The 24,318-nt window shown below is 68.3% G+C and carries 24 protein-coding genes, 1 pseudogene and 1 riboswitch; of the genes and pseudogenes, 4 read left to right on the top strand and 21 right to left on the bottom strand.

Features of this window, described 5'->3' with window-relative positions; genetic code table 11:
• The first annotated feature begins 57 nt into the window (after positions 1 to 57).
• The gene (locus BST38_RS17960; protein ID WP_083144780.1) at positions 58 to 918 is read left to right on the top strand and encodes a PDDEXK-like endonuclease domain-containing protein; all 861 of its coding nucleotides are present in this window, start codon (positions 58 to 60) and stop codon (positions 916 to 918) included.
• Here the strand turns inward: BST38_RS17960 and BST38_RS17965 are convergent.
• The 21 genes and pseudogenes from BST38_RS17965 to BST38_RS18065 all read right to left on the bottom strand — a co-directional run bounded on the left by BST38_RS17965 (position 905) and on the right by BST38_RS18065 (position 21,341).
• Positions 905 to 1,645, bottom strand: a complete 741-nt coding sequence (locus BST38_RS17965) for a DJ-1/PfpI family protein (protein ID WP_083144782.1) — start codon at positions 1,643 to 1,645, stop codon at positions 905 to 907. The genes BST38_RS17960 and BST38_RS17965 overlap by 14 nt on opposite strands.
• A gap of 18 nt (positions 1,646 to 1,663) precedes the next feature.
• Positions 1,664 to 2,564, bottom strand: a pseudogene (locus BST38_RS17970) (GlxA family transcriptional regulator).
• A gap of 53 nt (positions 2,565 to 2,617) precedes the next feature.
• A complete protein-coding gene (locus BST38_RS17975; RefSeq protein ID WP_272818854.1) occupies positions 2,618 to 3,592 on the bottom strand; it encodes an o-succinylbenzoate synthase in 975 nt (324 codons plus the stop codon).
• Positions 3,589 to 3,933 carry a DMT family transporter gene (locus tag BST38_RS17980; protein ID WP_083144785.1) on the bottom strand — a complete coding sequence of 115 codons (345 nt, stop codon included), beginning with the start codon at positions 3,931 to 3,933 and terminating at the stop codon, positions 3,589 to 3,591. The genes BST38_RS17975 and BST38_RS17980 overlap by 4 nt, the downstream gene beginning before the upstream one ends.
• A 1-nt stretch (position 3,934) precedes the next feature.
• Positions 3,935 to 4,249, bottom strand: coding sequence for a DMT family transporter (locus BST38_RS17985; protein WP_083144787.1), 315 nt, complete (start codon positions 4,247 to 4,249; stop codon positions 3,935 to 3,937).
• 10 nt (positions 4,250 to 4,259) lie between these two features.
• Positions 4,260 to 4,325, bottom strand: a riboswitch (guanidine-III (ykkC-III) riboswitch).
• A gap of 141 nt (positions 4,326 to 4,466) precedes the next feature.
• Positions 4,467 to 6,029 (bottom strand): long-chain-fatty-acid--CoA ligase, encoded by a 1,563-nt coding sequence (locus tag BST38_RS17990; RefSeq protein WP_083144788.1) that lies wholly within the window; start codon positions 6,027 to 6,029, stop codon positions 4,467 to 4,469.
• A gap of 51 nt (positions 6,030 to 6,080) precedes the next feature.
• Positions 6,081 to 6,668 carry a TetR/AcrR family transcriptional regulator gene (locus tag BST38_RS17995; RefSeq protein ID WP_083144790.1) on the bottom strand — a complete coding sequence of 196 codons (588 nt, stop codon included), beginning with the start codon at positions 6,666 to 6,668 and terminating at the stop codon, positions 6,081 to 6,083.
• Between the two features lie 3 nt (positions 6,669 to 6,671).
• The gene (locus BST38_RS18000; protein WP_083144792.1) at positions 6,672 to 7,631 is read right to left on the bottom strand and encodes an oxygenase MpaB family protein; all 960 of its coding nucleotides are present in this window, start codon (positions 7,629 to 7,631) and stop codon (positions 6,672 to 6,674) included.
• 83 nt (positions 7,632 to 7,714) lie between these two features.
• A complete protein-coding gene (locus BST38_RS18005) occupies positions 7,715 to 8,296 on the bottom strand; it encodes a hypothetical protein (RefSeq protein WP_083144794.1) in 582 nt (193 codons plus the stop codon).
• A 2-nt stretch (positions 8,297 to 8,298) separates the two neighbouring features.
• Positions 8,299 to 9,105 carry a DUF3298 domain-containing protein gene (locus BST38_RS18010; protein ID WP_110781783.1) on the bottom strand — a complete coding sequence of 269 codons (807 nt, stop codon included), beginning with the start codon at positions 9,103 to 9,105 and terminating at the stop codon, positions 8,299 to 8,301.
• Positions 9,105 to 9,728, bottom strand: coding sequence for an Rv1363c family protein (locus BST38_RS18015; RefSeq protein WP_083144896.1), 624 nt, complete (start codon positions 9,726 to 9,728; stop codon positions 9,105 to 9,107). The genes BST38_RS18010 and BST38_RS18015 overlap by 1 nt, the downstream gene beginning before the upstream one ends.
• A gap of 25 nt (positions 9,729 to 9,753) precedes the next feature.
• Positions 9,754 to 11,004 carry an MlaD family protein gene (locus BST38_RS18020; protein WP_083144796.1) on the bottom strand — a complete coding sequence of 417 codons (1,251 nt, stop codon included), beginning with the start codon at positions 11,002 to 11,004 and terminating at the stop codon, positions 9,754 to 9,756.
• The gene (locus BST38_RS18025; RefSeq protein WP_083144798.1) at positions 11,001 to 12,215 is read right to left on the bottom strand and encodes an MCE family protein; all 1,215 of its coding nucleotides are present in this window, start codon (positions 12,213 to 12,215) and stop codon (positions 11,001 to 11,003) included. Before BST38_RS18025 ends, BST38_RS18020 begins: the two co-directional genes overlap by 4 nt.
• Positions 12,215 to 13,339 (bottom strand): MCE family protein, encoded by a 1,125-nt coding sequence (locus tag BST38_RS18030; RefSeq protein ID WP_083144800.1) that lies wholly within the window; start codon positions 13,337 to 13,339, stop codon positions 12,215 to 12,217. The genes BST38_RS18025 and BST38_RS18030 overlap by 1 nt, the downstream gene beginning before the upstream one ends.
• Positions 13,336 to 14,382: an MlaD family protein gene (locus tag BST38_RS18035; protein ID WP_083144802.1), complete on the bottom strand. Its 1,047-nt coding sequence runs from the start codon at positions 14,380 to 14,382 to the stop codon at positions 13,336 to 13,338. The genes BST38_RS18030 and BST38_RS18035 overlap by 4 nt, the downstream gene beginning before the upstream one ends.
• Positions 14,375 to 15,430, bottom strand: a complete 1,056-nt coding sequence (locus BST38_RS18040) for an MlaD family protein (RefSeq protein WP_083144804.1) — start codon at positions 15,428 to 15,430, stop codon at positions 14,375 to 14,377. Before BST38_RS18040 ends, BST38_RS18035 begins: the two co-directional genes overlap by 8 nt.
• Positions 15,427 to 17,082 (bottom strand): MlaD family protein, encoded by a 1,656-nt coding sequence (locus tag BST38_RS18045; protein ID WP_083144806.1) that lies wholly within the window; start codon positions 17,080 to 17,082, stop codon positions 15,427 to 15,429. The genes BST38_RS18040 and BST38_RS18045 overlap by 4 nt, the downstream gene beginning before the upstream one ends.
• Complete coding sequence (locus BST38_RS18050; RefSeq protein WP_083144807.1) at positions 17,083 to 17,937, bottom strand: ABC transporter permease; 855 nt, start codon at positions 17,935 to 17,937, stop codon at positions 17,083 to 17,085.
• A 1-nt stretch (position 17,938) separates the two neighbouring features.
• Positions 17,939 to 18,796 carry an MlaE family ABC transporter permease gene (locus BST38_RS18055; RefSeq protein WP_083144809.1) on the bottom strand — a complete coding sequence of 286 codons (858 nt, stop codon included), beginning with the start codon at positions 18,794 to 18,796 and terminating at the stop codon, positions 17,939 to 17,941.
• A 268-nt stretch (positions 18,797 to 19,064) separates the two neighbouring features.
• Entirely contained in the window at positions 19,065 to 20,288 is a 1,224-nt protein-coding gene (locus BST38_RS18060; RefSeq protein ID WP_083144811.1) for a TetR/AcrR family transcriptional regulator, read from the bottom strand.
• Positions 20,289 to 20,405: 117 nt separating this feature from the next.
• On the bottom strand, positions 20,406 to 21,341 hold the full coding sequence (locus BST38_RS18065; RefSeq protein WP_083144813.1) for an oxygenase MpaB family protein: 936 nt from the start codon (positions 21,339 to 21,341) through the stop codon (positions 20,406 to 20,408).
• Between the two features lie 91 nt (positions 21,342 to 21,432).
• Here BST38_RS18065 and BST38_RS18070 point away from each other — a divergent pair, with 91 nt between their 5' ends.
• From BST38_RS18070 to fadD8, 3 genes are all read left to right on the top strand, one after another.
• Positions 21,433 to 22,083 carry a TetR/AcrR family transcriptional regulator gene (locus tag BST38_RS18070; protein ID WP_181791999.1) on the top strand — a complete coding sequence of 217 codons (651 nt, stop codon included), beginning with the start codon at positions 21,433 to 21,435 and terminating at the stop codon, positions 22,081 to 22,083.
• A gap of 4 nt (positions 22,084 to 22,087) precedes the next feature.
• Positions 22,088 to 22,381: a hypothetical protein gene (locus tag BST38_RS18075; protein ID WP_083144816.1), complete on the top strand. Its 294-nt coding sequence runs from the start codon at positions 22,088 to 22,090 to the stop codon at positions 22,379 to 22,381.
• 64 nt (positions 22,382 to 22,445) lie between these two features.
• Positions 22,446 to 24,254 carry a fatty-acid--CoA ligase FadD8 gene (fadD8, locus tag BST38_RS18080; RefSeq protein WP_237160830.1) on the top strand — a complete coding sequence of 603 codons (1,809 nt, stop codon included), beginning with the start codon at positions 22,446 to 22,448 and terminating at the stop codon, positions 24,252 to 24,254.
• The last annotated feature ends 64 nt before the right edge of the window (positions 24,255 to 24,318 follow it).

The following is a 24,318-nucleotide window of genomic DNA, read 5'->3' on the forward strand; positions in this document are numbered from 1 at the left end:
CGCGCCGAATCCGCAGGGGATGGAACCGTGGGGCCCGTTCACTGCGTCCGAACGGACATGATGAACGACTATCTGCGGCACCAGGACGGCGTGATCACGCTTGACCAGGCTCGTGCCTCGGGCTTGAGCGCACGCGCCGTGCAACTGCGGGTGCGCTCAGGTCAGTGGAAGCGCTGCGGGCGGGGTGTGTACTTCGCCGACGACCGACTCTTCACCGACGAGGCCCGGATCCGGGCGACCGTATGGAGTTACGGGGTGCACGCGGCTGCCAGCGGGCTGACCGCGGCCCGGTGGCACGGGTTGACGCAATTCACTCCGGAAGTGCTGGAGGTGACAGTGCCTCGCGACAGCCACGGGCGCCGGCACCCCGGCAGCCGAGTGCGCCGGCGCGACCTCGACCCAGTCGACGTCGTGGAGAAGCGCGGGGTGCGCGTGACGGCGATGCCACTGACCGTCGTCGAGGCTTCCGCGCGGTCCCAGAGCGGGATGAAACTCATGGACAACGCGTTGCAACGACACGTCGACCTGAACAGCCTGTGGTGGTCTCATCTGCGAAACAAGGGACGCACGGGTGCCCCACGTGCGCGGCGGCTGCTCCAGACGGCCTCCGGCGGCGCCCGCTCACACGCCGAGCGATTGCTGCACAAACTCCTGCGCGAGGCGGGCATCACCGGCTGGAAAAGCAACTATCGGGTTGCTGGTTATCGCGTCGACGTTGGGTTCCCGGGCCCGCGAGTCGCCATCGAGGTCGACGGGTACGCGTTCCACAGTGGCGCGGAAGCATTCCAGATCGACCGCGAGCGCCAGAACGCAATCGTGATCCGCGACTGGCAGGTCCTGCGATTCACCTGGCTGGACCTCACCGAGTACCCCGAACGGGTGATCGCGGTAGTCCGCGCGGCAATTACGGCGCGCTAAGCGACGCGTGACGTCGTTTTCCGCGCCGGATCCGCTTCAGGGCGGCATCCCACAGCAGGCCCCCCGACGCGGCCAGCGCGCTCGGATTGGCCAGTTCCTTGCCCATCATCGCGGTGGCCAGCGCTTTCGTGCTCGCCGACGCCTTGGACAGGTGGCCGGAGTCGAACGGCGGCTGCGGGTCGTACTCGATGGACAGCTGGATGGCTTTCGCCTTGGCTTCTCCGGCGATGCGCCCGGCCAGCCACAGCCCGAGGTCGATACCCGCCGACACTCCGGCCGCGGTCACCGTCTTCGGGTCGGCCTCGACGATGCGCTGGTCGGCGACCGGGATCGCGCCGAGCGTCTTGAGAACGGGCAGCGCCGCCCAGTGCGAGGTCGCGCGCTTGCCGTCCAGCACGCCCGCGGCGGCGAGGATCACCGATCCCGAGCACACCGACGTCGTCCACGTCGACGTCTCGTGTGCCCGGCGCACCCAGTCGAGCACCTTCTCGTCACGCGAGTGCTCGATGGTCGCGAAGCCGCCCGGAATCAGGATGATGTCCGGCGACGGCGTCTCGTCGAACGAGTGCGTGGCCCCGATGAGCAGCACGTGCGAGTCGGCCGCGATCGGTCCCGGCTCGTGCCACACGAACCGGACCTCGGCGTCGGGCAGCCACCGCAGGCTCTCGTAGGGGCCGATGAAGTCCAGCGCGGTGAACCCCGGGTAGAGCATGATCGCGACCTGCATGGTGAATCCTCCTGTGTGTCACGCGAACGTCTTGCGGTAGTGGTCGGGTGAGACGCCGAGACGGCGAACGAAGTTGCGGCGCAACGTCTCCGCCGAACCGAATCCGCACCGCGCAGCGATCACGGTGACGGTGTCGTCGGTCTCCTCCAGCTGGCGCCGCGCCGCCTCGGTCCGGACCCGCTCGACGTACGCGCCGGGCCAGCTCCGGGATGCTGTGCGCACCACCGGGTTCGGCTTCGATGGCCTCCTGCACATCCCGGATCGGGGTACGCCGGGCGCGTGGCATCCACACCGGTGCGGCGAACTGGGTCTGCCCGCCGGGCCTGCGCAGGTACATCACGAGGTGGCGGGCCACCGTCTGCGCGACGTCGGTGCCGTGGTCGTCCTCGACCAGCGCCAGCGCCAGATCGATACCCGCGGTGACACCCGCGGCGGTCCACACCTTCTCCGAGCTGCGGACGAAGATCGGTTCCGGGTCGACGGTCACCGCGGGGAAGTCGGCGGCCATCCGCGCCGCGAACGACCAGTGCGTGGTCGCGACGCACCCGTCGAGCAGCCCCGCCTCGGCGGCCAGCACCGCCCCGCTGCACACGCTGACGACGCGGCGGGCCCGCGGCGCGACGTCGCGGATCCAGTCGATCAGCGTCGGGTCGTTGCGGGCGGTCTCGGTGCCGAAGCCTCCGGGCAGCACGACGGTGTCGACGTCCTCGCCGGGGCCGGGCAGCGCGTCGGCCATCAGGGTCAGCCCGGTGCCGGTGTCGACGGGCGCGGCCGCGGCCGACACGACGCGCACCCGGTATCCGGCGCCGTAGCCCCGCGCGGCGAGCACCATCGACGCGCCGCTGAACACGTCGGCGGGCCCGACCACGTCGAGGGCCTGCACGCCCGCGAAGCCGGCGATCAGCACCGTGCGCACCATGGACTCAGTGTTGGCGACGCCCGCGATGGCGTCTAGGTCATGGACCCCACAGATCAGGACAGCAGCGGGTGGCAGGCCCGGACGCGGTCGATCCACCACTGCCGGCGATCCGGCGGCGCGGCCAACGCGGCGATCCGCACCGGATCCGGCGTCACCGGCGCCGCCGGCAGCGTGCCGTCCACCGGGGTCAGAGGTTCGGCGACATCGTCGACGAACAACCCGCCGGTGCCGAGCCCGCAGGCATGCTCCAGCCGGGGCAGCGCACCGGCCGCGACCAGCCCGGCACCGATACCGACGGCGGTGTCCAGCGCGCTGGACACCACCACCGGGATGTCGATCTGGGCGGCGATGGCGAGCATCGTCTGCACCCCGCCCAGCGGGGCCACCTTGAGCACCGCCACGTCGGCCGCGCCTGCGCGCACGACGTGCAGCGGGTCCTCGGCCTTGCGGATGCTCTCGTCGGCGGCGACGGGGACGTCGACGCGGCGCCGGACCTCGGCCAGTTCGGCGACGGTGCGGCAGGGCTGTTCGAGGTATTCGACCGGGCCGTCGGCGGTCAGGGCCCGCGCCGCGGCGACCGCCTGCTGGACGGTCCAGCCGCCGTTGGCGTCGACCCGGACGGCCAGCCCGGCGGCACGGACGGCGTCGACGCGGGCGACGTCGTCATCGAGGGTCTGGCCGGGTTCGGCGACCTTGACCTTCGCGGTGCGCGCGCCCGGGAACCGGGTGAGCACCTCGGCGACGGCACCGGCCGGGACGGCGGGCACGGTGGCGTTGATCGGGATCCGGGTGCGCCGCACGTCGGGCAGCGGGTGATAGGCGGCCGCGAGCGCGGAGGCCAGCCAGTGCGCGGCCTCCGGCGGTTCGTACTCGACGAAGGCGCCGAACTCGCCCCAGCCGGCGGGGCCGTCGATCAGCGCGACCTCGCGGGTGGTGATGCCGCGGAAGCGCACCCGCATCGGCAGGGCGACCACGTGCAGCCGGTCCAGGATGTCGGCGAGTTCGGGCACGCCCTTATCGTGCGTCAGCGGTCGGCGTCGGCGCGCTCCGGGGCGTCCGGCAGCAGCTTGAGCCCGGCGACGGAGACGATGATGCCTGTCAGGAACACCGCCTTGCCGACCGACGCGTCCTCGTCGCCGCTGAGCATCGCGTAGCCGACGGTCAGCGCGGCGCCGAGGCCGGTCCACACCGCATAGGCCGAGCCGATCGGGATGTGTTTGACGGCCCAGCCCAGGCCGGCGAGGCTGGCCAGCATCGCGACCACGAACACCGCGGTCGGTACCGGCGCGGTGAAGCCGTCGGTCTTGCCGAGCGCGGTGGCCCAGACCGCTTCCAGCACGGCGCTGCAGATCAGCACGAACCACGGCATATCAGCTCACCACCTTCAGTCCCACGACACTGCCCACCAGGACGCACAGCAGCACCACCCGGGCGGTGCTGGCGGCTTCTCTCTTGGTGGCGATCGCCCACACCACGGTCAGCGTCGCGCCGATGCCGACCCAGACCGCGTACGCGGTGCCGGTGGGCAGTTCGGTCATCGCATAGGCCAGCCCGGCCAGGCTGGTGATCATCGCGACGACGAACACCGCGGTGGGCCGCCATCGCCGGAAGTTGTCGGACATGCCGAGCGCGGTGGCCCAGACGGCTTCGAGGACGCCGCTGAGCACCAGGATCAGCCACGCCACAAGACCCTCCTGCGAGTCAGTCTTGTCCTGGCGGGTACTGCTCCCTCGTCCGCCGACGCCCAGAATCGGACGCCGCACCAGCCACGTTACACACGAGTTTCAGGTTGGTCATGTCGCGGAAACATGTGGCGACCGGGCTCTCCATACGACGAATGCACGCTTTCTGACGAGAAGCGCGGGGCTTTTCGTCAGAAAGCGTGCATTCGTTGTCGCGGGGCTAGACGGTCGCGCGGTCGCGGCCCTCCCAGTGCGGCTTGCGCAGCTCCTTCTTCAGGATCTTGCCGGTCGGGTTGCGGGGCAGTTCGTCGGCGATGTCGACGGTCTTCGGGCACTTGTAGGCGGCCAGCCGTTCCCGCGCGAACGCGATGATGTCGGCTTCGGTCACCTCACCCTCGACCACGACGACGGCCTTGACGACCTCGCCCCATTTCTCGTCGGGCACGCCGATCACCGCGACCTCGACGACGGCGTCGTGCTCGGCGAGCACCCGTTCGACCTCGATCGAGTAGATGTTCTCCCCGCCCGAGATGATCATGTCCTTGAGCCGGTCCTCGACGAAGATGTAGCCGCCGTCGTCGACGCGGCCGATGTCACCGGTGCGGAACCAGCCGTCCTCGGTGATCGCCTCGGCGGTGGCCTCCGGCTTGTTGTGGTAGCCCTTCATCAATTGCGGTGAGCGGAACCACAATTCGCCCTGCTCGCCGGGAGCGACGTCCTGCAGCGTGTCCGGGTCGACGACGCGGATCTCGGCGTTGGGTACCAGCGTGCCGGCGCTGGAGAGTCGCTCCTCGCGGCCCGGGTCGCGGTGCGCCTCCGGCAGCAGGTGGCTGATCACACCGCACAGCTCGGTCAGGCCGTACGCCTGCATGAAATCGGTGTTGGGCCAGGCCTTCAGCGCCTGCCGCAGCAGTGGCAGCGGCATCGGCGACGCGCCGTAGGCGAACGTCTTGAGCGAGCCGAACAGCTTCACCGCATCCTCGCCGGCCTCGAGCACCTTGGCCAGCACCGCGGGTACCAGGAAGGTGCGGTTGGCACCCTTGAGGATCGCGCCGGCCAACGTCATGCCGTCCACGTCGCGGGTCATCACACTCGGGAACCCGTCGTGAATCCCGAACTGCACGTATGACGATCCGCCGACATGGAACAGCGGCATCGACACCATGTTCTTGTCACCCTCGTCGAACTCGAAGCCCTCGTGCGCGTTCATGGTGTGCGCGATGACGTTCGCCTGGGTCAGCTCCACGCCTTTGGGGCGGCCGGTGGTGCCCGACGAGTACATGATGATGCACACGTCGTCGGGCTCGACGTCGGCGGAACGGTCCACCGGTGACGCGGCCGCCAGCAGCGCCTCGTACTCGTCGTCGCCCTCCGGTTTGGCGGTGATCACGGTGTCGACCTCGGTCAGCTTGTCGCGGATCTTCGCGATGCCGTCGGCGAACTCGGCGCCGACGATGATCAGCTTGGCCCCGGAATCGTTGAGCACGTAGTCGAGTTCGTCGGCGGCCAGCCGGAAGTTGATGATCGCGTTTGCCGCGCCCAGCGATGCGGCGGCGAAGGTCAGCTCGACACAGGCCGGGTGGTTCTTGTCCAGGAACGCGACGACGTCGCCGCGGCCGATGCCCCTCTCCGTGAGCGCGCCGGCCAGCCGGCGGACCCGGTCGTTCCACTGCGACCAGGTCCAGGACCGATCGAGGTAGTCCATCGCTTCGCCGTCAGGGTTGACGGCGGCCCAGTGGGCCAGTCGCTCGTCGAGGAATCGGGGTGCGCTGCGCTCGGCCATGCCTACAGAGCGTGCCACGATCTGCGCTGCGGCTGACCGGATTTGCTCAACTCACCGCACGAACGGCGCGAGGTAGGTGCGGGCGTAGTGGGCGACGGCATCATCGTCGGTGACGTCGAGAACGCCGGTGCCGACCTGAACCAGGGATGCGGCGAGCCGGATGTGCAGTTCGGCGACGGCGAGCAGGTCGGCGTCGGGCATCGTCGCACCGGCCGCGCGCAGCGCCTTGGCCATCGCGGTCGCGGCGCTGACCAGGAACAGCCTCGCCTCGGCGACCATCTCGGTGGTCGCGGTGAATTCGCCGTCGAGTTGCAGGAATCGGCGCATCACCGGCTCGCCGGTTAGCAGCCGCACGCCCTCCCGGAACGCCGCGACCGCCGCCTGCTGCGGGCCGTCGTCGATCGCGACCGTCTGCAGCCGCGCCATCGCGAAGTCGAAGGTCTGCCGGCCGAGTTCGGTGATCAGCGCGTCGCGGCTCGGGAACCGGCGGTACAGAGTGCTGCGGCTGACGCCGGCCTGGCGCGCCACCACGTCCATGCTGAGCCTGCCGACCCCGACGAGCGCGACCTCCTCGGCAGCAGCCTTCAGGATCGCCGACTCCTGCTGGGTGGGGCTGTCGGTGTTGCGGTTGCGGCGCATCCGCTACCCCACCGGGCAGCGGCCGGCGGGCGGCGCGAACGAGTCCAGCGCCACCGAACGGTGCAGTCGCACCAACTTCTCGTATTCGATCCTGTTCCGCGCCAACGGGATCAGCAGCACCCGGTCGGGCAGCGTGCGCCAGGCCAGCTGCAGCAGGCGTGAGTAGAGCGCGAACTCGACGTCGTGGCGCGGCTCCCACCGGAACCCGGTCAGCTCCCGCACCCCCGGGTGCAGGATGCCGAACGAACACACCGTCAGCACCCGCCCGGCGAGCGGGCGCAGCGCGACCCAGCCCGGCGTCAGCGCCGCCCGCAGTGCGGGCGGCAGTACCAGCGTCGGCAGAGGCAGCTTCGTCAGGTCCCGGGTGACGCGGCGCAGGAACGGATTCGTCGCGAGCTCGTTGTCGACCATGTCGTCGTAGTACTCGACCGCATCGGCATAGGTGGCAGGCAGTTTCGCGTTCTTACCGGGTAGCTCGAGGGCGCGGAAGGCCTCGAGGAGCTGCTGGTAGGCGGCCTCGCGTTCGTCGTCGTTGAGGGTGATGCCGGTGCACGGGGTGAACGAGTTCAGCACCACGAACAGCCCGCTGACCGCGATCCAGTTCCACAGCTTGGGGTCCAGCGCGCTGTAGCGCACATCGGCGAAGTCCCCGGCACCGCGTCCGCGCACCTCGCGGTGCATGGTCTTCAGACGCTGCCCCTCGGCTTCACGGTCGGTGGCGTCCCCCCAGATCGCCAGCAGCGCCGAAAAGCCGCTGCGCACACCGCGGTCGGCGAAGTTGGCGGCGAACCTGCCGGTCTTGTCGACGGCCGCGGCGACCGGCACCAGCGCGACCTCGTCGAACGCGGCCGCCCCGAAGAGACCGCCGAGCACGCTGCCGGAGTGTCGACGGAATTCGTAGAGGACCTTCGGACGGACGTTCGTGGTGACGGAGTCGGTGGACTCCGCGGCGGTCGCGACCATTGCGCCTCCCGACATCGTCGTTGAAACAAAGACTAGCTGTTTGTGTCAACATGTCAACGGGGTGTGCGCCGGCGGCGTCGAGGTCAGGCTCCGCGGCAGACGCCGGAGTCGCGGATCACGGTGCCGTACACGTTGGCCGTGGCGATGTTCGCGTTGATCACCCCGGACGGCATCCGCTGCTTGATCTTGTCGCTGATCTGGGTGAACTGATACCACAGCCGGTAGATCGAATCACCGTGGAACAGTGGCGAATACTCGCTCTGGTCGGGATAGTTGACGATGAACAGTGTGTGGGCCCGCGGATCCAGGAACGCCGCGGACTGGTCCAGGTTCGCGGCGACGATGTCGCCGGCCTCGGTGACGCCGGGGCGCGTCCAGTAGTCGCCCTGCTCGGCGAGGAAGTGCTGGAAGCCGTACACCTGATCCATCAACGGCTGGTATTGGGCGTTGATCCACTGGCAGGCCTCGCGTTCGGCGGTGATCATCTCCGGGGTGACCCTCGACTGCCACAGGTTGTACGGGAACGGGCGGTAGTCGGGCTGCCAGTTCGACGGGTACGGCGTGAACACCGGAAGCGTCGGGGTGGCCGGCTCGGCGTGGCCCACCGGGGCGAGACCCAGCAGGGCGGCCAGTCCGAGCGCGGTCGTCACCGCCCACCGGAACATGGTCAGGCGCCGCCGAATTCGGGACGCAGCACCGGCGCCAACGCCGCGAGCGGGATATGGGCCTGCACGGTTCCGCCGTCCATCGACCACTGCATGAGCCCCGGCGTGAAGTCCGTCGGGCGGTCCCGGCCCACCGGGTAGTCCGGCATGTAGATCACCAGCTCGTCGGGCGTCAGCGCCCACGCCTTGTACGCCCCGGAGTACACCTTGTCCGGGGTCCAGCGGTCCGGGGTGAACGGATAGGTGCCGGGCTGATGCGGCGGTGGTGCCGCATCGAGGGCGGCGACGATGAACGGCCCACCCAGACGCGGGATCTCGGCAAAATGGTCGACGCCGGGCCTGAACAGATCCGCCAGCTGCAACTGCCGCCCGTCGGCGAAGGTGAAAGTGCGGTAGGCGTCGCTGACGATGGGCGCGTTCGGATGCGCCAGGGCGTCGGTACCGACCGTGCCCGAGTACATCTCGTGGAACACGACCGTCATCGCTTCACCATGATGAAAGATCTCGAAGTGCTGCTCGCCGAAGCTGTTCTGCACCATCTTCTTCGCCGCGGTCCGCCAGTTGTTCATCAACGTGGTCAGATACTCCCGAATCACCGGGTTCTCCACGAGGTCGCCGGGCAGTGCCAGTTTGATATCCCGGGTCGCTTTGCGCTCCGACACCACCGATGTCGAACAGAACCGCCCGTCCCACTGCCCGCCCAGCTCGGCGCAGAACGACGGAGCGGACGCCGATACGGGCGATGCGGTGGCCATCGCGACCGTTGCCATCACGGCGACCGCACCGCTGCCGACGACCCGGCGCATCATTACGGGAGCTCGACTTTGCTTGCGCGCCAACGCCCGTCGACGTACTCCATGGTCATCTTGACACGGCTGCGGTCGATCCGCGGGTCGGGCACGTTGGTGTTGGACACCGACTGGTCGACGAACAGCAGCACCACGGCCTTGTCCTTGGACGCCGACTGCACCGCCGACTCCAGCACGACCCCGCGTGCGGTGGCCTTGTTGTCGATCAGCAGCTGGCGCAGCTGCGCGCTCGATTGCGAGTACATGTCCTTGAACTCGCCGGTGGCCCCGTCGAGCACCGCGTCGAAGTTCTCGTCGACCTTCGCCGAGTCGATGCTCGTCAGCACCTGCGCATAACTTTCCGCGGCCTGCCTGGCCTGCTCGCTCGCGTCGGCGATCTGGCGTTCCTGCCACAGCTGCCAGCCCAGGAAACCGACCGCCCCCAGCAGCACCACGAACGCGGTGGCCAGACCCGCGCGCACCGCGATCCGGCCCCGGTTCCGCCCGGCGGGGCGGGCGGGGTCGGCGGCCTCGGACTCGGAAGCCTCGGTGGCAGCCTCGGATTCGGCGGCCTCGGATTCGGTGCCGTCCTCGACCTCCGGCTTGTCGTCGGTGGTCTTGTCGTCGTCGGTGCTCACGGACATCATCATCTCCTAGCGGACATCGGGGTCAGCGGGGCGGCTCGATCGGCAGCGTCGGGCCGCCGTACGGCGTCGGAATCGTGTAGCGCCCCTTCGGGGTCGGATCGGTCTGCCTACCGAGGTCGGCACCCGGCGGCGGGCCTGCGGTGTCGTCGCCGGCCGGCCGTGGCGCGTTCTTGGCCCCGCGCACCAGCACGCCGGGATGCTCGTCGCGGCAGTAGGTGTACATGAACGGCTCGGGGAAGTCCGCCGACGACGGCGGCTGCTTAGGGGTGCCGTAGTCGCAGGTGTAGCGCGGGTAGATCTCTGCGGTGCCCCACAGGCCACCGTCGTGCATCGCGGCGCCGAGCGCGTCGAGCACCGAGGTGCGGTGCGTCGGGAACAGCGCGTTGAGCGCGGGCACCCGCAGGTACAGCAGCCGTGATGTGGTGGTCAGGTTGCCGAGCAACTGCACCATGGTGTCGGAGTTGTCGGCGAACAGGTTGTCGACGTTGCCCAACACGCCCGGGGTCTGGTCGGTGAGCCTGCGGTATCCGTCGCGCATCGTGTTGATGCCGTCGAAGGTCTCGGTGAGATTGTCCGACGCCACGTCGATTCCGGCGTTCTTGTCGGCGACCATCGTGAACACCACCCGGCTGCTGCGCAGCAGCGACGAGGTCTCGGGCAGCACCGAATCCAGGGTTGAGAGCAGGAACGTACCGCCGTCGACGATGTCGGCCAGCTTCTGCGGGCCGGCGTCACTCATGCTCAGCTCCCGGCGCATGATCTCGAGCTTCTCGGTATCGGCCTGCGCCAGCGCCCCGTCGGCGTCGGCCAACAGGGTGGCCAGGCTGACCGGCACGGTGGTGTCGCGCTGACCGATCACCGCACCGTCGGCCAAAAACGGTCCGCCGTCCACTCCGGGGACGAAGTCGATGTACTGTTCACCGGCCGGGGACAGCCCGGACACCCGCACCTCGGACGCCTCCGGGATCTGCACGGTGGACTTCACGTTCACGATCGCATTGACCCCGGACGGGGTGATGTCGAGCCGCTCCACCCGGCCGATCTGCACGCCGCGCAACGTGACGTCCTGATTCGGCAGCAGCCCAGCAGATTCCGGCAGCTCGACGGTGAGTCGGTAACTGGACGCCAGCGGGTTCACCCGCAGCGCCCCGAACAGCAGGTACGCGGTGGCCACCACGAGCACCATGACCAGACCGAGCGCCGAGAGCCAGGCCCGGCGGCGGTAGCCGTACCGGACGATCCCGACGACGCGGTCTGCCGCGGCGCCGATCATCGCGGTGCCTCGGGAAGCGGCGGGACGGGAGCAGGCGGCGGGGCCGGGATGATCGCGCCGGGCTCGGTCGGGCTCGGAATCACCGGTAGCTGCGGCACATCCGGCCCCTTACCGACGACACGCTCCTGCAGACGCCACAGCGTGTACTTCAACGTGCCGACCAACTGGTGCCAGTCGTGTCGCTTCGGCCCGTGCAGACCGGGGTCGCCGGCGAATCCGATGTCCGGGATGGAGCCGAGCACCAGCCGGTCGACGCTGGCGTCGAGCGCGATCGACGTGGAGGTCATGGTCTTGATGAACGGCGGCATCAGCCGGTTCAGCGCGTACAGCGTCGCATCGGGGGCGACCGCGACGTCGTTCCACGCCCTCGCCACGGTGTTCGCGTCGGCGATGACGCTGCGTCCGCTGGTGTCGGTGCCCGCGATCGACGGGAACTTGCGCAGCTGCCCGGAGACGTCGCCGAGTTGCGTTACCAGGTCGGCGATCTGGGTGGTCTGCGACGACAGCGTGTCGGTGGCCGGGCGGGCCTGCGCCATCACGTCGCTGATCACCTGGTTCTTGGCCGAGATCTCCTGCGCCAGCCGCGACGTCTCGTGCATCGCGGTCGAGATCTCCTCCGAGCGCGCGTTGAGCTTGCCGAGGGTGGTGTTCGTCTTGTTGATCAGATTGCCGAATGCCTCGCCCTGGTCGCCGGTCGCCTTGCCGAGCCCGTTGATGAGGTTGGTGAAGTTACGGACCGCGCCGCCGTTGACCAGGATCGCCGCCGAGCCGAGGACCGATTCCACCGTCGCCGCGGCGGTCGTCGATTCCAGCCCTATCGTGTCGCCGTCCCGGAGCAGCGGGGTGCCCGGCGCGGCGTCGGGCGGCGGTTTGATCGCGACGAACACGTCACCCAGCGGGGTGGCGGAACGTAATTCGGCGGTGCTGCCCTGCGGCAGTCGCACTCCGTCCATGATCCGCAGGGTGGTCACGGCGGTGTAGTTGCGGGCCACCATGGACTCCATCTGCCCGACATCGGCGCCGGCCAGTTTGACCTTCGCGTTGGCGGGCAGGTTCAGCGCGTTCGAGAACACCGCGGTCAGCTGGTATCCGCCGGAACCCACACCCGGGGCCGGCAGGGGCAGGCTGGCCAGCCCGTCACTGGCGCAGCCGGATGCGCTCAGGCACACCGTCAGCGCCAGTGCGGCGCCGAATCGTCTGCGCACGGCCATCACTTCTGTCCCATCGCCGCGAGTCCGTCGAGCATGTAGGTCAACCCGAAATCCGGGCCGAAGTCCTGCAATGTTCCGGTGCTGCAACCGAGTTGGCGCAGGCCCATCATGTTGCAGACCTCCTTGATCAACTGGTTGTCGAACAGGACCTTGTCGGTGACGACCTTGACGCGCAGCGCCCCGTTTCTCTGGTCGGCGACGTTGTACAGGTTGTCCAGCGTCATCGGCGCGACGTCGAGCAGTTCCATCAGGTCACGTTCGTGGTCCTTGGCGACGGTGTTCAGCACGATGTCGCCGTTGGCGACCAGCGCCTTGATCGATTCCCGGTGCTTGTCCAGCACCTCGCCGGTGTTGGTCAGCACCTCGTTGATCTTGCGGCCGGTGGTGCCGCTGCCGAGGTCCTCGTCGGCCAGGATCTGGCTCAGCGCCCGCACAGAACTGCCGAACTCGCGCATCAACTCGTCGTTGCGCGCGGCGGCGTCCGACAGCGAGCTGACGTTGCGCACGATGGTGGTCAGCTGGTCCTTGGTGACCGCACCCCGATCGGAGCTGAGCCGCAACGCGTTCGACAGTTCGCCCAGCGCGTCCTTGATCTGCTGGCCTCGGCCGTCGACGACGGCGGCGCCGCCGTCGAGGACGTCGGCGATCGGACCGTTGCCCTTGCCGTCGCCGCGCAGCGACACCGCGAGTTTGTCGAGGGTGTCGAGCACACGGGCGAATTCGACCGGGGTGCGGGTGCGGTTGAGCCCGATGGTGTCGTGGTTCTGCAGTGTCGGGCCGTCCCCCCGGTAGGGCGGTGTCAGCTCGATCTGGCGGTCGGTCAAAATCGAGTTCGAGATGGTGGCGGCCTGGACATCGGCCGGAACCTTCACGTCGCCATCGACGGTGAAGTCGACCTCGACGTAGCCGTTCTTCGGCGTGATCTTGGTGACCTTGCCGACCGGCATCCCGAGCACCGCGACCACGTTGCCCTCGTAAAGCCCTGCTGCACTGTCGAACTGCGCAGTGACCGTGATGGTGTCGAGTTTGTCCTTGGCGTAGCCAACCAGTACGACGGCGGCGACCAGGGCCAGCACCGCGCAGACCGCGGCGGCGGCGATGATCCTTCCCCGGGTGAATGTCATTTGCAGTCCTGGTAGTACTCGATCATCCCCAGCTGTTTTGCGCGGCCGCTGATAGCGCACATCCACGAGTCGACCAGCAGTCCGCTGGAGGCGTTGAAGTCGATCGCGTTGCCGGTTCCGGTGATGTTGGTCAGGTTGCGCAGCGCGATCGGCGCGGTCTGCAGGATGCTGCGCACCATGCCGTCGTTGTTGCCGAGCAGGGTCGAGAGCTCCCGCAGGTTGGTCAGCAGCTCCTCCAGCTGTGGACGGTCGTCGATGACGATGTCGCTCAACGTCTCAACCAGATTGGTCAGCGCGTCCATCATCGCGTGGAAGGTCGCCCGCCGGGCGACGAACTCACCGAGCAGCGAATTGCCCTGATCCACCAGGCTTCCGATGGTGGCCTGCTGGCGCCGCAGTGTGGTGCTGACCATGTCGGTGGTCTCGAGAAGTTCGCCGAGCTGGTCGCGGCGCTGGGCGATGATCGTCGAGAGCGTGTGGGTGTTCTCCAGCGCCTGCGGGACCACCGGCGGCAGCGTGTCGAGCTGTTTTCCGAGGATCGCCAGCGTCTTGGCGAACTGGTCGGAGTCGACCTGCTCGAAGGTCGTGGTGACGTCGGTCAGCGCCTCCTGGAGGTCGTAGGGCACCTCGGTGTGGCTCAGGTCGAAGGTGTTGTCCGGCAACGATCCCGGGCCGTCGGGGTACAGCGCGAGATAGCGCGAACCCAGGATCGTGGTGATCTTGATGGTGGCCCTGGAGTCCTCGCCGAGGACGACGTCGTCGCGGACCTTCAGCCGCGCCTCGACGTGGTCGCCCATCAGCTTCATGCTCGCGACCTCGCCGACCGGGATGCCGGCGACGGTGATCGGATTACCGGGTTGAAGGGCGGCGGCCTGAAGGAATTTCGCGGTGTAGTGCCGGTACCCGAAATCGGCGACCCGGACCAGCAGCAGCGCACCGACGAGCACCGCGACAACCGCCACCGCGATGACGCCGAGCCAGGTCATGTTGTAGTTCTCCAGCGGACGCCGCCTGCGCCGGAGCTTCGGTGTGGGATCAGCCATTGGCCATGTTCCTGCACTTGGGGGTGTGGCGCGCCTTGTTGCCGGGGGTGGCGGCCGCGACGACGATCGGGGTCACGTCGTTGAGGCCCGGGAAGAACGCGGTGCCGTCGAGTTCGCACGCGTACGCGTTGGCGTAGGTGCCCTCCCCGGTGATGCGCGCGAAGCCCTTGAGCATCAGCGGCAGGTTGGCGCCGACGAACGCCAACTGCGGTTCGATCTTGACCATGTGCGCCGCGAATCCCGGTTCGCGGCGCACCAGTTCGTTCAGCGACGGGTACACCTCGTCGGACACCGTGGACAGTTGGCGGACCACCTTCGCGATCGAGCCCATCGACTCGATCAGCTCGGGCCTGCGCGCGTCGAAGGTCGACACCACCGACCGGGCCTGCCCGATGATGTGGTCCAGATCGTCGTTGTGCTGGGCGAGGTTGCCCACCACGGTGTTCAGATCGGTGATCACGCCGCCGAGTTCCTCGTCGCGGCCGGCGAACGATTCGGTCAGCTGCGCGGTCTGGTCGACCAGCGCGGTGATCGACGCCTCGTCGCCCTGCAGCGACTGGATGACGCCCTTGGTCAGGTTGTCGGCGTGCTTGGGGTCCAGGATGCTGAACAGCGGCTCGTAACCGTTGAGCAGCGTGCCGACGTCGAATGACGGATCGGTCTGCTCGACGGGGATCACGCTGCCCGCCGGAAGCGGCCGCGGCTCACCGAGATTGCCGAGCGAGAGGCCGAGATAGCGCTGCCCGACGATGTTCTGGTAGGTCACCGACGCGACCGTGGTGCCCAGCACCTGCTGGTCGGACTGCACCACGAACGACACCTTCGCCTGCGCGCCCTCCAGTTCGATCTTCTCCACCCGGCCGACGCGCACGCCGGCCATCCGCACGTCGTCGCCCTCGCGAAGCCCGAACACGTCGGTGAACACCGCCGCGTACGGCACCGTCGAGCCGGCCACGTCCCGGCGCAACGTGACGTACACCAGCCAGGTCAGCGTCAACGCCACCACCATGAACAGCGCCAGGCCGATCGCGGGACCGCGTGTCTTCATCGGGCCCCCTCTCCCCCGGCGGGTTCGGCCGGCGACACCGTGGTGCCGCGGGCCACCGGTCCGAGTAGCAGTTGGGTTGCCGTGGAGACGGGTTGGCCGGTGATGGTGCTCAGCACCGCGCGCTCATAGGGGCTGCCGACGGGGCCGACGTTCCCGCCGAAGGCCGGCGAGACAGCGGAGGCGGGGGCCGCTTCGGCGGCGCCGGCGGGCGGGCCCGGTGCCGGACCGACCGGCGGCGGCGGCACATAACGCGGTGAATCCTCGCGCTTCGGTGCGACCGGGGCCAGCGGGGACTGGTTGACCGGCGGCGGCGGGATCGGGACCAGGGCCTCGTTGGCCGTCCCGGGCACCGGGGGCGCCGGCGACATCCACGTCGGCAGAGGAGGATTCGGATCGGCGAGGTTCGGATTCGGGTTGACCAGCGGCGGGCCGACGGCGACCAGGTTGCCGTTCTCCCCGAGTACCGTGCCCCGCGGCGGCGCCAGATCCTTGGGCGGCTGGTAGTTCTGCGGCAGCAGCGCCTCGGGCAGTGCGGGGCGGGTCACCACCAGCGGCGCGGTGTAGCAACTCGGGCCGAGCAGCTCGCCGTACCGCGGGCAGTCGGCCCGGGTGTAGGTGTAGGTCGGGGTCAGCGACAAGTTCATCCGCATGTTGCCGACGTCGCGCTCCGGGCGCCAGACCTCGTCGAAGAACTTGTCGGACAACCCGTTCAGCTTCACGAACGCCGGCAGCCAGTGGTGCGAGGTATCGGCGAGGTTCCCGATCACCGGGGTCAGCTCGCCGGTGATGGTGACCAGCCGGTCGGTGTGGTTGTTGAGCGCCGTGAGGGTGGTACCGGTGGTGTGCAGACCGCCGCTGACCAGAGAGTCGAGCTGCGCGCGCTGCGCCACCAGGGTTTGCATCGGCTGTACCGCGGTGTGCAGCGCGTCGAGCAGTTCCGGTGCGGTGGAGCGCAGTCCACGCGTCGCATCGATAAGAGCGGATACCGTCGTCGGCCCCGGATCGGTGGCCACGATCGAGTCGATCTCGTCGATCATCCGGTTCAATTGCGCACCCGCGCCGAGCAGTTCGGTGCGCCGGTTCTCGGTGGCCGCGTTCAGCGCGGCGAGAATGCCGACCGTGTTGTCCTCACGGCCACGGCCGGTCGCGGCCAGGATGTCGCGCAGCTTGCTGATCGTGGTCTGGAACAGCACGGTGGGCAACTCGGTGTCCTCGGGGATCTGGGTGCCCTCGCTGATCGGCGGCCCTGAGCTCGCACCATTCGGCGGCCCGCCGCGGTCCACGAGTTGCACCGACGACACCGCGAACACGTTGCTCGGCACCACCCGTGCGGTGACGGTGGCCGGTATCGCGCGCGCGTAGTGCGGGTCGAGGTTGATGTGGACGAGGTTCGGCTGCCCGTGCGCGGCCGGGGTCACGCCGTCGACAGCGCCGACGAGCACCCCGTGATACTTCACGTCGGATCGCTGCGGCAGGCCGTCACCGACGTTAACCAGGTTGGCCACGACGCGCACGAACGGGTCCAGCCGACCGGTCGCCTTCACCAACAGAATTCCCGAGACCAGCGACAGCACGAGGATCACCGCGATGCCGCAGCCGAGCAGCTGTCGATCGCTGGGCCCACGGCCGTCGAGATCGAAGGAATTCGCCACCTAGCCTCCGAACCTTGCACCGGAGTCGACGCTCCACAGCGCCATGGTGAGCAGCATGTTCACGATGATCACGACGGTGATGCTGGCCCGCATCGCGTGCCCGGCGGCGACCCCGACCCCTTCGGGACCACCGCTGGCGTAGAAGCCGTAGTAGCACTGGATCGTCGTGGCGATCCAGACGAAGATGATCGCCTTCAGCAGTGAATACAGGATGTCCTGCCCGGACAGCATCAGGGTGAAGTAGTGCATGTACGAACCCGTCGCACCACCGCTGATGGCCATCACCACCAGCTGGGTGGTCAGGTAGCTGACGGCGAGGCACACCACGTAGAGCGGGATCACCGCGACCACCGAGGCCATCAGCCGGGTGGTCACCAGGTACGGGATCGGCCGGATCGCAAGGGAATCCAGCGCGTCGATCTCCTCGGCGATGCGCATCGAGCCCAGCTGGGCGGTGAATCGGCACCCGGCCTGGGTCGCGAACGCCAGCGACAACGCAATCGGCGCGAGCTCGCGGGTGTTCACCAGCGAGCTGATGATGCCGGTCGCCGGACCCAGCCCCAGCAGGTCGAGGAAGTTGTACCCCTCGATGCCGACCAGCGCACCGACGGTGACACCCAGCACGATCGCCACCCCGGCGGTGCCGCCGCCGACGACCAGAGAACCGTTGCCCCAGGCGATGTCGGAGAGCAGGCGGACGAACTCGGCGCGATAGTGGCGCAGCGCCAACGGGATCGCCAGCAGCGCGCGCACGAAGAAGACCAGCATGTGGCCCAGTCGGGCGACCGGCGGTGTGCTCTTGCGGTACAGCCGGACGAACGGCGCCAGCGGCCGCGGTACGTAGGTCGCCGCCATATCAGAGGCCCACCCGGGGGAACAGCATGATGTAGAGCTGACTGATCGCGACGTTGACGACCATCAGGATCAAGATCGACTCGACCACGGCGGCGTTCACCGAATTCGCGACGCCGGTGGGGCCGCCCTTGGTGGACAACCCCTTCTGGCAGGACACCACCGCGACGATCGCGCCGAAGATGACAGCCTTGATCATCGCGACGGTCATGTCTCCGGTGGTGGTGAACGAGGCGAAAGTCGCGACGAAGCTGCCGGGCGCACCGTTCTGGAAGTAGACGTTGAACAGGTAGCTCGCCAGGAAGCCGACGAAGCACACCACTCCGGTCAGCGCGACGCCGATCAGGATCGCCGCGGCGAACCGGGGCACCACGAGGCGCCGGATCACCGAAACGCCCATCACCTCCATCGCGTCGGTCTCCTCGCGCATCTTGCGGGAACCGAGATCGGCGGTGATCGCCGAACCGACGGCGGCGGCCATCAGGATCGCCGCGGTCAGCGAAGCGGCCTGCCGGATGACGGCGAGCCCACTGGCGGCGCCGGCCAGCGACGTCGCGCCGACCTGACCGGCCAGCAGCGCGAACTGGATCGACAGGGTTACCCCGATCGGCAACGCCACCAGCACCGTCGGCAGCACCGCGGTGCCGGCCATGAACGCGCCCTGCCGGACGAACTCACCCCATTTGAACTTGCCGGTGAACAGATCGATGAAGAAGTACTGCAATGTCCGGACGGCGAGGACGAACTGTTCTCCGACCGTCGCCAGCGAGGCGAGCGGGTGGCGGCGGAGGTAGCCGCCGGCCCAGTCTTGGACGACGTGGACGGAATCATCGCGGCGAACCGGCTGATCCGCTGTCGTCATCCCTGAAGCCCGCTCCGCCACAGCGCATCCGGAGCCGGAACCGGAACAACCTCACCGCGTGGGCGGGCCGCTGAGGCGCATGGCCGATTCACGTTCCGCGCCTCCCGATTTCGATGACCCACCCGCCTGGAGCAACCTAGGTAACCAGGTTCTGGATGGTCGTCACCGTATGACCGCAGCGATGATTGCGTCAAGGTTTCGCCAATCTTTCATTAACTTATTAGGCGGAGCCAGCAGCCCGACCCCAAGATTGACGGACGTGCAGATTCTATCGGGATTCGGGGATCAACAGCACCCGTAGCAGTCCTCCGACGAGTTGGCGCGACGACTCGGTGTTGGCGTGGCGCTCGAGCCGTCCGATGTCGACGACGAGACCGAGGGCTGCATGCACAGCGAATCTGGCCTGCTGAACCGTCAGCCCGTCACGAGCGGCGACCACCTGACGGGCCCACGACTCGACGATGGCGCGCTGGATGTTGTGCAGTGCGGCCCGGTCCTCGGCCGGCACGTTGATCTGTTCGGCGTAGTACACATAGGCCAGTTCCGGCTCGGCGAACGACCGCCACACATACGCGTCGATCAACTGGCCGACGGCCGTACGCTCGTCCGGCGCCATCGCCAGGATCGTGCTCATGTCGCTGGAGACCCGATCGGCGGCGCGCCGGTAGATCGCGCTCAGGATGGCTGCCTTACCGCTGAAGAACCGGTAGATCGTCGACGTGGGCAGCCCGATGGCCGACGCGATGTCGTCCATCCCGGTCTCGCGGTATCCGTGTTTGTTGAACAGCCGCAGCGCGGTGGCAAGGATGGCCTCGTACTCCCCGGCGGGACCGATCGCCGGATCGGGGCGTCGTTGCGGCTTGTCGCGGGGTGGTATCGGGGGAAGGTCGGCGTCGCGCAGTTGGCGCGCCAACTCCGCCAGCAATCGACGGATCTCGTTGGCCGGGAGCTTGGCCCGGTGGTCGCAGATGCTGCCGACGGCACTGAGCACCGCGGCGGTCACGGTCCAGCGCTGTCTGCTGTCGAGCTCGGGGCGCAGCGCCGACAACGGCCGCTGGAGGCGCCGGTTGACCACCTGGATCTGCTCGTTGGAGGTTGCCTGATCCTCCGGTTGCAGGTACCTCGCCTCCCAGCGGTACAGCGCACCGCTGGGGCGGGCTTTGACGGCGACGTCGATCAATGCCGCGACGATGCGCTCCCACTGCTCCTCGGGCGTGGCTCCGGCCTCGCTGCCGGTGTCGTCATCGGCGAACGTCGTCGCCGAGACCAACTGCTCACCGAGTCCGAGCACGGCCGCCCGGAACAGGTCGTACTTGCCCGAGTAGTGGCGGTACAGCGACGCGGCCGTGACACCCACCCGCGAAGCGATGTCCTCCATGCTGACGGCGTGATAGCCAAGTTCACTGAACGCTTCCGCTGACGCGCGCGCGATCTGCTGCTTACGATCTTTGGGGCGCCTGCGCGCATCGCGAACGTCCGCGGTGGCTGCCATACGGCACACCCTAACGCCGTGGTCCCCGCCGCGGGAAAAATCGCCCGTTCTGGCGAACAGCGATTTACTTCTTTGCCGTTTCGCCCAGCCCTGCCACGCGTCGGCGGTGCGGCGCGCTCACCCGCGCGCACCCCCGCCGGCGGCGAAAGTCCGCGGTACCCAACCCTGTTCACGCAGCCACCCCTTCCGCGCCTCCGGATACCACTTCAGCGCCGCAGGCACCGCGGGCCATCCGGTACGGATCGCCGCCCGGATGGTGCGGTAGGCGGACTCGTCGGCGCGGGTCCAACGGATGTCGAAGCGCTGCCGAACCAGCGGCGGCAGTCCGCCGAAGATCACCAGGCGCATGGGTGGAGCCAGAGCCGTGCGTACCGGCAACGTCGGCAGCAGCAGGTCGGTCAGCGGTTTGAGCCGCGGATGCGTCGGATAATCCGGCGACGCGCTCATATCGGGGATCGCGCTGCGCTTGATGAACTCGATGAGGTAGTCCGAGGCCGGGTTCGGCTGCAGCACTTCCCGGCAGTACCGGTCGAATTCGCGGTCGAACTCCACGCGGTTGGGTGGCATCACGGAGTCGCTCATCGCGTAGCGCCGATACCACTCGCAGCCGTCGGCGTAGAGCTCCTCGCTCTGCTGTGCGGTGAGCCGATGCCGGTCCCAGTGGATCGCGATGCGATCCACCATGCGCTGGAACGTCGCATGCGCCCACCAGAACGTCTCGGGATTCAGCGCGTGGTAGCGACTTCCGTCGCCGAGTCGGCCCTTGATGTCGCGGTGGAAGTCGCGCACCTGTAGCCCTGTCGCGTCGGCCCGCGGACCGTCGTAGACGGTGCCCAGGATTCCGGGCAGGGACCGGAAGACACGGTCGACGGGATCGTCGAAAAAGTCGGAGTGGTCGATCAGACCCTGACCGATGGCCGGATGCATGGTCTGCAGCAGTCCCGCGGTGCCGCCTTCGAAGGCGATCCGCATGTCACCGGCCCAGCGCCACAACAGCGACCGCGCGCCGAGAGGACGCCGGACCGCACCTGCCGCGCCGGCCGAATCGGTCACCGAACGCCAACCGCTGCCGCGGCACCGCCGTGGTGTGCCATCATGCCCTCATGGTCACACGAGCGATCACTCGCATTCAATTCGCGTTTCGATGACCGTGGACCCGGCACCGGCCACCCGGCGGCGCACACCGCGTCAGCAGCGATCGCGAGAAATGGTGGAGCGCATTCTCGATGCGGGACAACAGGTGCTGATCACGCACGGCTACGACGGCGCCTCGACCAACCGCATCGCCGAAACCGCGGGAATCAGCCCCGGGTCGCTCTACCAGTACTTTCCGAACAAGGACGCCATCGCCGGCGCCGTCATCGACCGCTACAGCGACCAGTTGGCCGCACAGGTCGCCGCCAACGTCACCGAACGACTGACCCAGCCGGCACCCGACTACGTCCGCGAGTCGATCGCGGCGCTGCTGGACGCGCTCGACGTCCACCCCGAATTCCTGCGCGCGGTGATGGAACAGACGCCGAGACTGGGCGGCGCAGGCAAGCTGCTCGCGTTCGAACAACGCATCGGCGAGTTGACGCTGGCCTACCTGACCATCAACAACAAACAGGTCCGCGAGGACGCACCGCTGCACACCGCTTCGTGGATGCTGGTACGCATGGTCGAACACCTCTGTGTCCGCTACATCCTCGACCGTCCACCCATTCCCCGTGAACGCTTCCTCGACGAGATCACCCTGATGTCTCTGAACTACCTGCGGCCGTGGGCGACGCCGCCGCACGACTGTTTCGCGTAGCGCCATGGCCGACGACGAATCCGACGGCGGGCGATTCCGATTCCTGCGCGCCTACCGGCGCGGCGGCGGCGCCGCGTCGCTTGCCGACCGCGCACTGCTCGTCGCGTTGGGCTACACCGCGCTCGGCGCGGTCTATCTCGGTTTCAACGTCCCCGTGCTGGATCGTCTCGAGTCGTTGTTCAGCGCCCAGTTCACGGTATTCGCCGATCTGATCGCGATCGCGGCAGCCGTCGTGCTGTGGCCGCTGCTGCTGATCACCGCGTGGGCGTGCGGCACGGCCGGTTGCGGCGTGCTGTAGACGCGCGCCCGGCACCAATTCCCGAACCTTTCGCTGAAACTGGAACACGTTCTAGTCTGTAGTCATGACCGCAACCGATGACTCCTCGCGCGAGCGCTCGTCAGGAACCGATGGCTCCTCGCGCGAGCGCTCGTCAGGAACCGATGGCTCCTCGCGCGAGCGCTCGTCAGGAACCGATGGCTCCTCGCGCGAGCGCTCGTCAGGAACCGATGGCTCCTCGCGCGAGCGCTCGTCAGGAACCGATGGCTCCTCGCGCGAGCGCTCGTCAGACCCGCAGCTCCGCCCCTTCCTTCACTCCGGCCACCTCACCGTCGGCGCGCTGAAGCGCCACAAGGACAAGCCGGTGCTGTTCCTCGGCGACACCACGCTGACCGGCGGTGAGCTCGCCGACCGGATCAGCCAGTACATCCAGGCGTTCGAAGCGCTCGGCGCCGGGACCGGCGCGGCCGTCGGCCTGCTGTCGCTGAACCGGCCCGAGGTGCTGATGATCATCGGCGCCGGGCAGACGCAGGGCTACCGCCGCACCGCTCTACACCCACTCGGCTCACTCGATGATCACGCCTACGTGCTCTCCGACGCCGAGGTCACGTCGCTGATCATCGACCCGCAGCCGATGTTCGTCGAGCGGGCGCTGGGCCTGGTGGAGAAGGTGCCGTCGCTCAAGCAGGTGCTCACGATCGGGCCGGTGCCGTCCGAGCTTGCGGCCGCGGGCGTCACGGCGGTGGACCTGACCGCCGAGGCGGCGAAGTACCCGGCCAAGCCGCTGGCCGCCGCGGACCTGCCGCCCGATCACATCGGCGGCCTGACCTACACCGGCGGCACCACAGGTAAGCCGAAGGGCGTCATCGGCACCACGCAGTCGATCACCACGATGACGACCGTGCAGCTCGCCGAGTGGGAATGGCCGGAGAACCCGCGCTTTTTGATGTGCACGCCGCTGTCGCACGCCGGCGCCGCGTTCTTCACGCCCGTCATCGTCAAGGGCGGTGAGCTGATCGTGCTGACCAAGTTCGATCCGGCCGAGGTGCTGCGCGTGATCGAGGAGCAGAAGATCACCGCGACGATGCTGGTGCCCTCGATGATCTACGCGCTGATGGACCACCCCGACTCGCACACCCGCGACCTGTCCTCGCTGGAGACCGTGTACTACGGCGCCTCGGCGATGAACCCGGTGCGCCTGGCGGAGGCGATCCGGCGGTTCGGGCCGATCTTCGCGCAGTACTACGGCCAGTCCGAGGCGCCGATGGTCATCACGTACCTGTCCAAGAAGGAGCACGACGACAAGCGTCTGACCTCATGCGGTCGGCCGACGCTGTTCGCGAAGGTGGCGCTGCTCGGCGAGGACGGCACGCCCGTCCCCCAAGGTGAGGTCGGCGAGATCTGTGTGTCGGGTCCGCTGCTGTCGGGCGGCTACTGGAATCTGCCGGAGGCGACGGCCGAAACGTTCCGCGACGGCTGGATGCACACCGGCGATCTGGCCCGCGAGGACGAGGACGGTTTCTACTTCATCGTCGACCGCACCAAGGACATGATCGTCACCGGTGGATTCAACGTCTTCCCGCGTGAGGTGGAAGACGTTGTGGCCGAACATCCGTCGATCGCGCAGGTGTGCGTGATCGGCACGCCCGACGAGAAGTGGGGCGAGGCGGTGACCGCGGTGGTGGTGCTGCGTCCCGACGCGGATTCGGGCGCCGCGGCCGTCGAGACCATGATCGCCGAGATCCAGGCGTCGGTGAAGGAACGCAAGGGTTCGGTGCACGTCCCCAAGCAGGTCGTGGTCACCGACTCGGTGCCGATCACCGCGCTGGGTAAGCCGGACAAGAAGGCCGTGCGGAAGCAGTTCTGGGACGGCGCGGAGCGTTCAGTCGGCTGAGCCGACAGGGCGCGTGCCGAGTGCACGCTTTCTGACCGATCTACTCGGTGGACGCGTCAGAAAG

Origin of the sequence: Mycolicibacterium parafortuitum, from assembly GCF_002086815.1 — a bacterium.
Classification (GTDB): domain Bacteria; phylum Actinomycetota; class Actinomycetes; order Mycobacteriales; family Mycobacteriaceae; genus Mycobacterium; species Mycobacterium parafortuitum.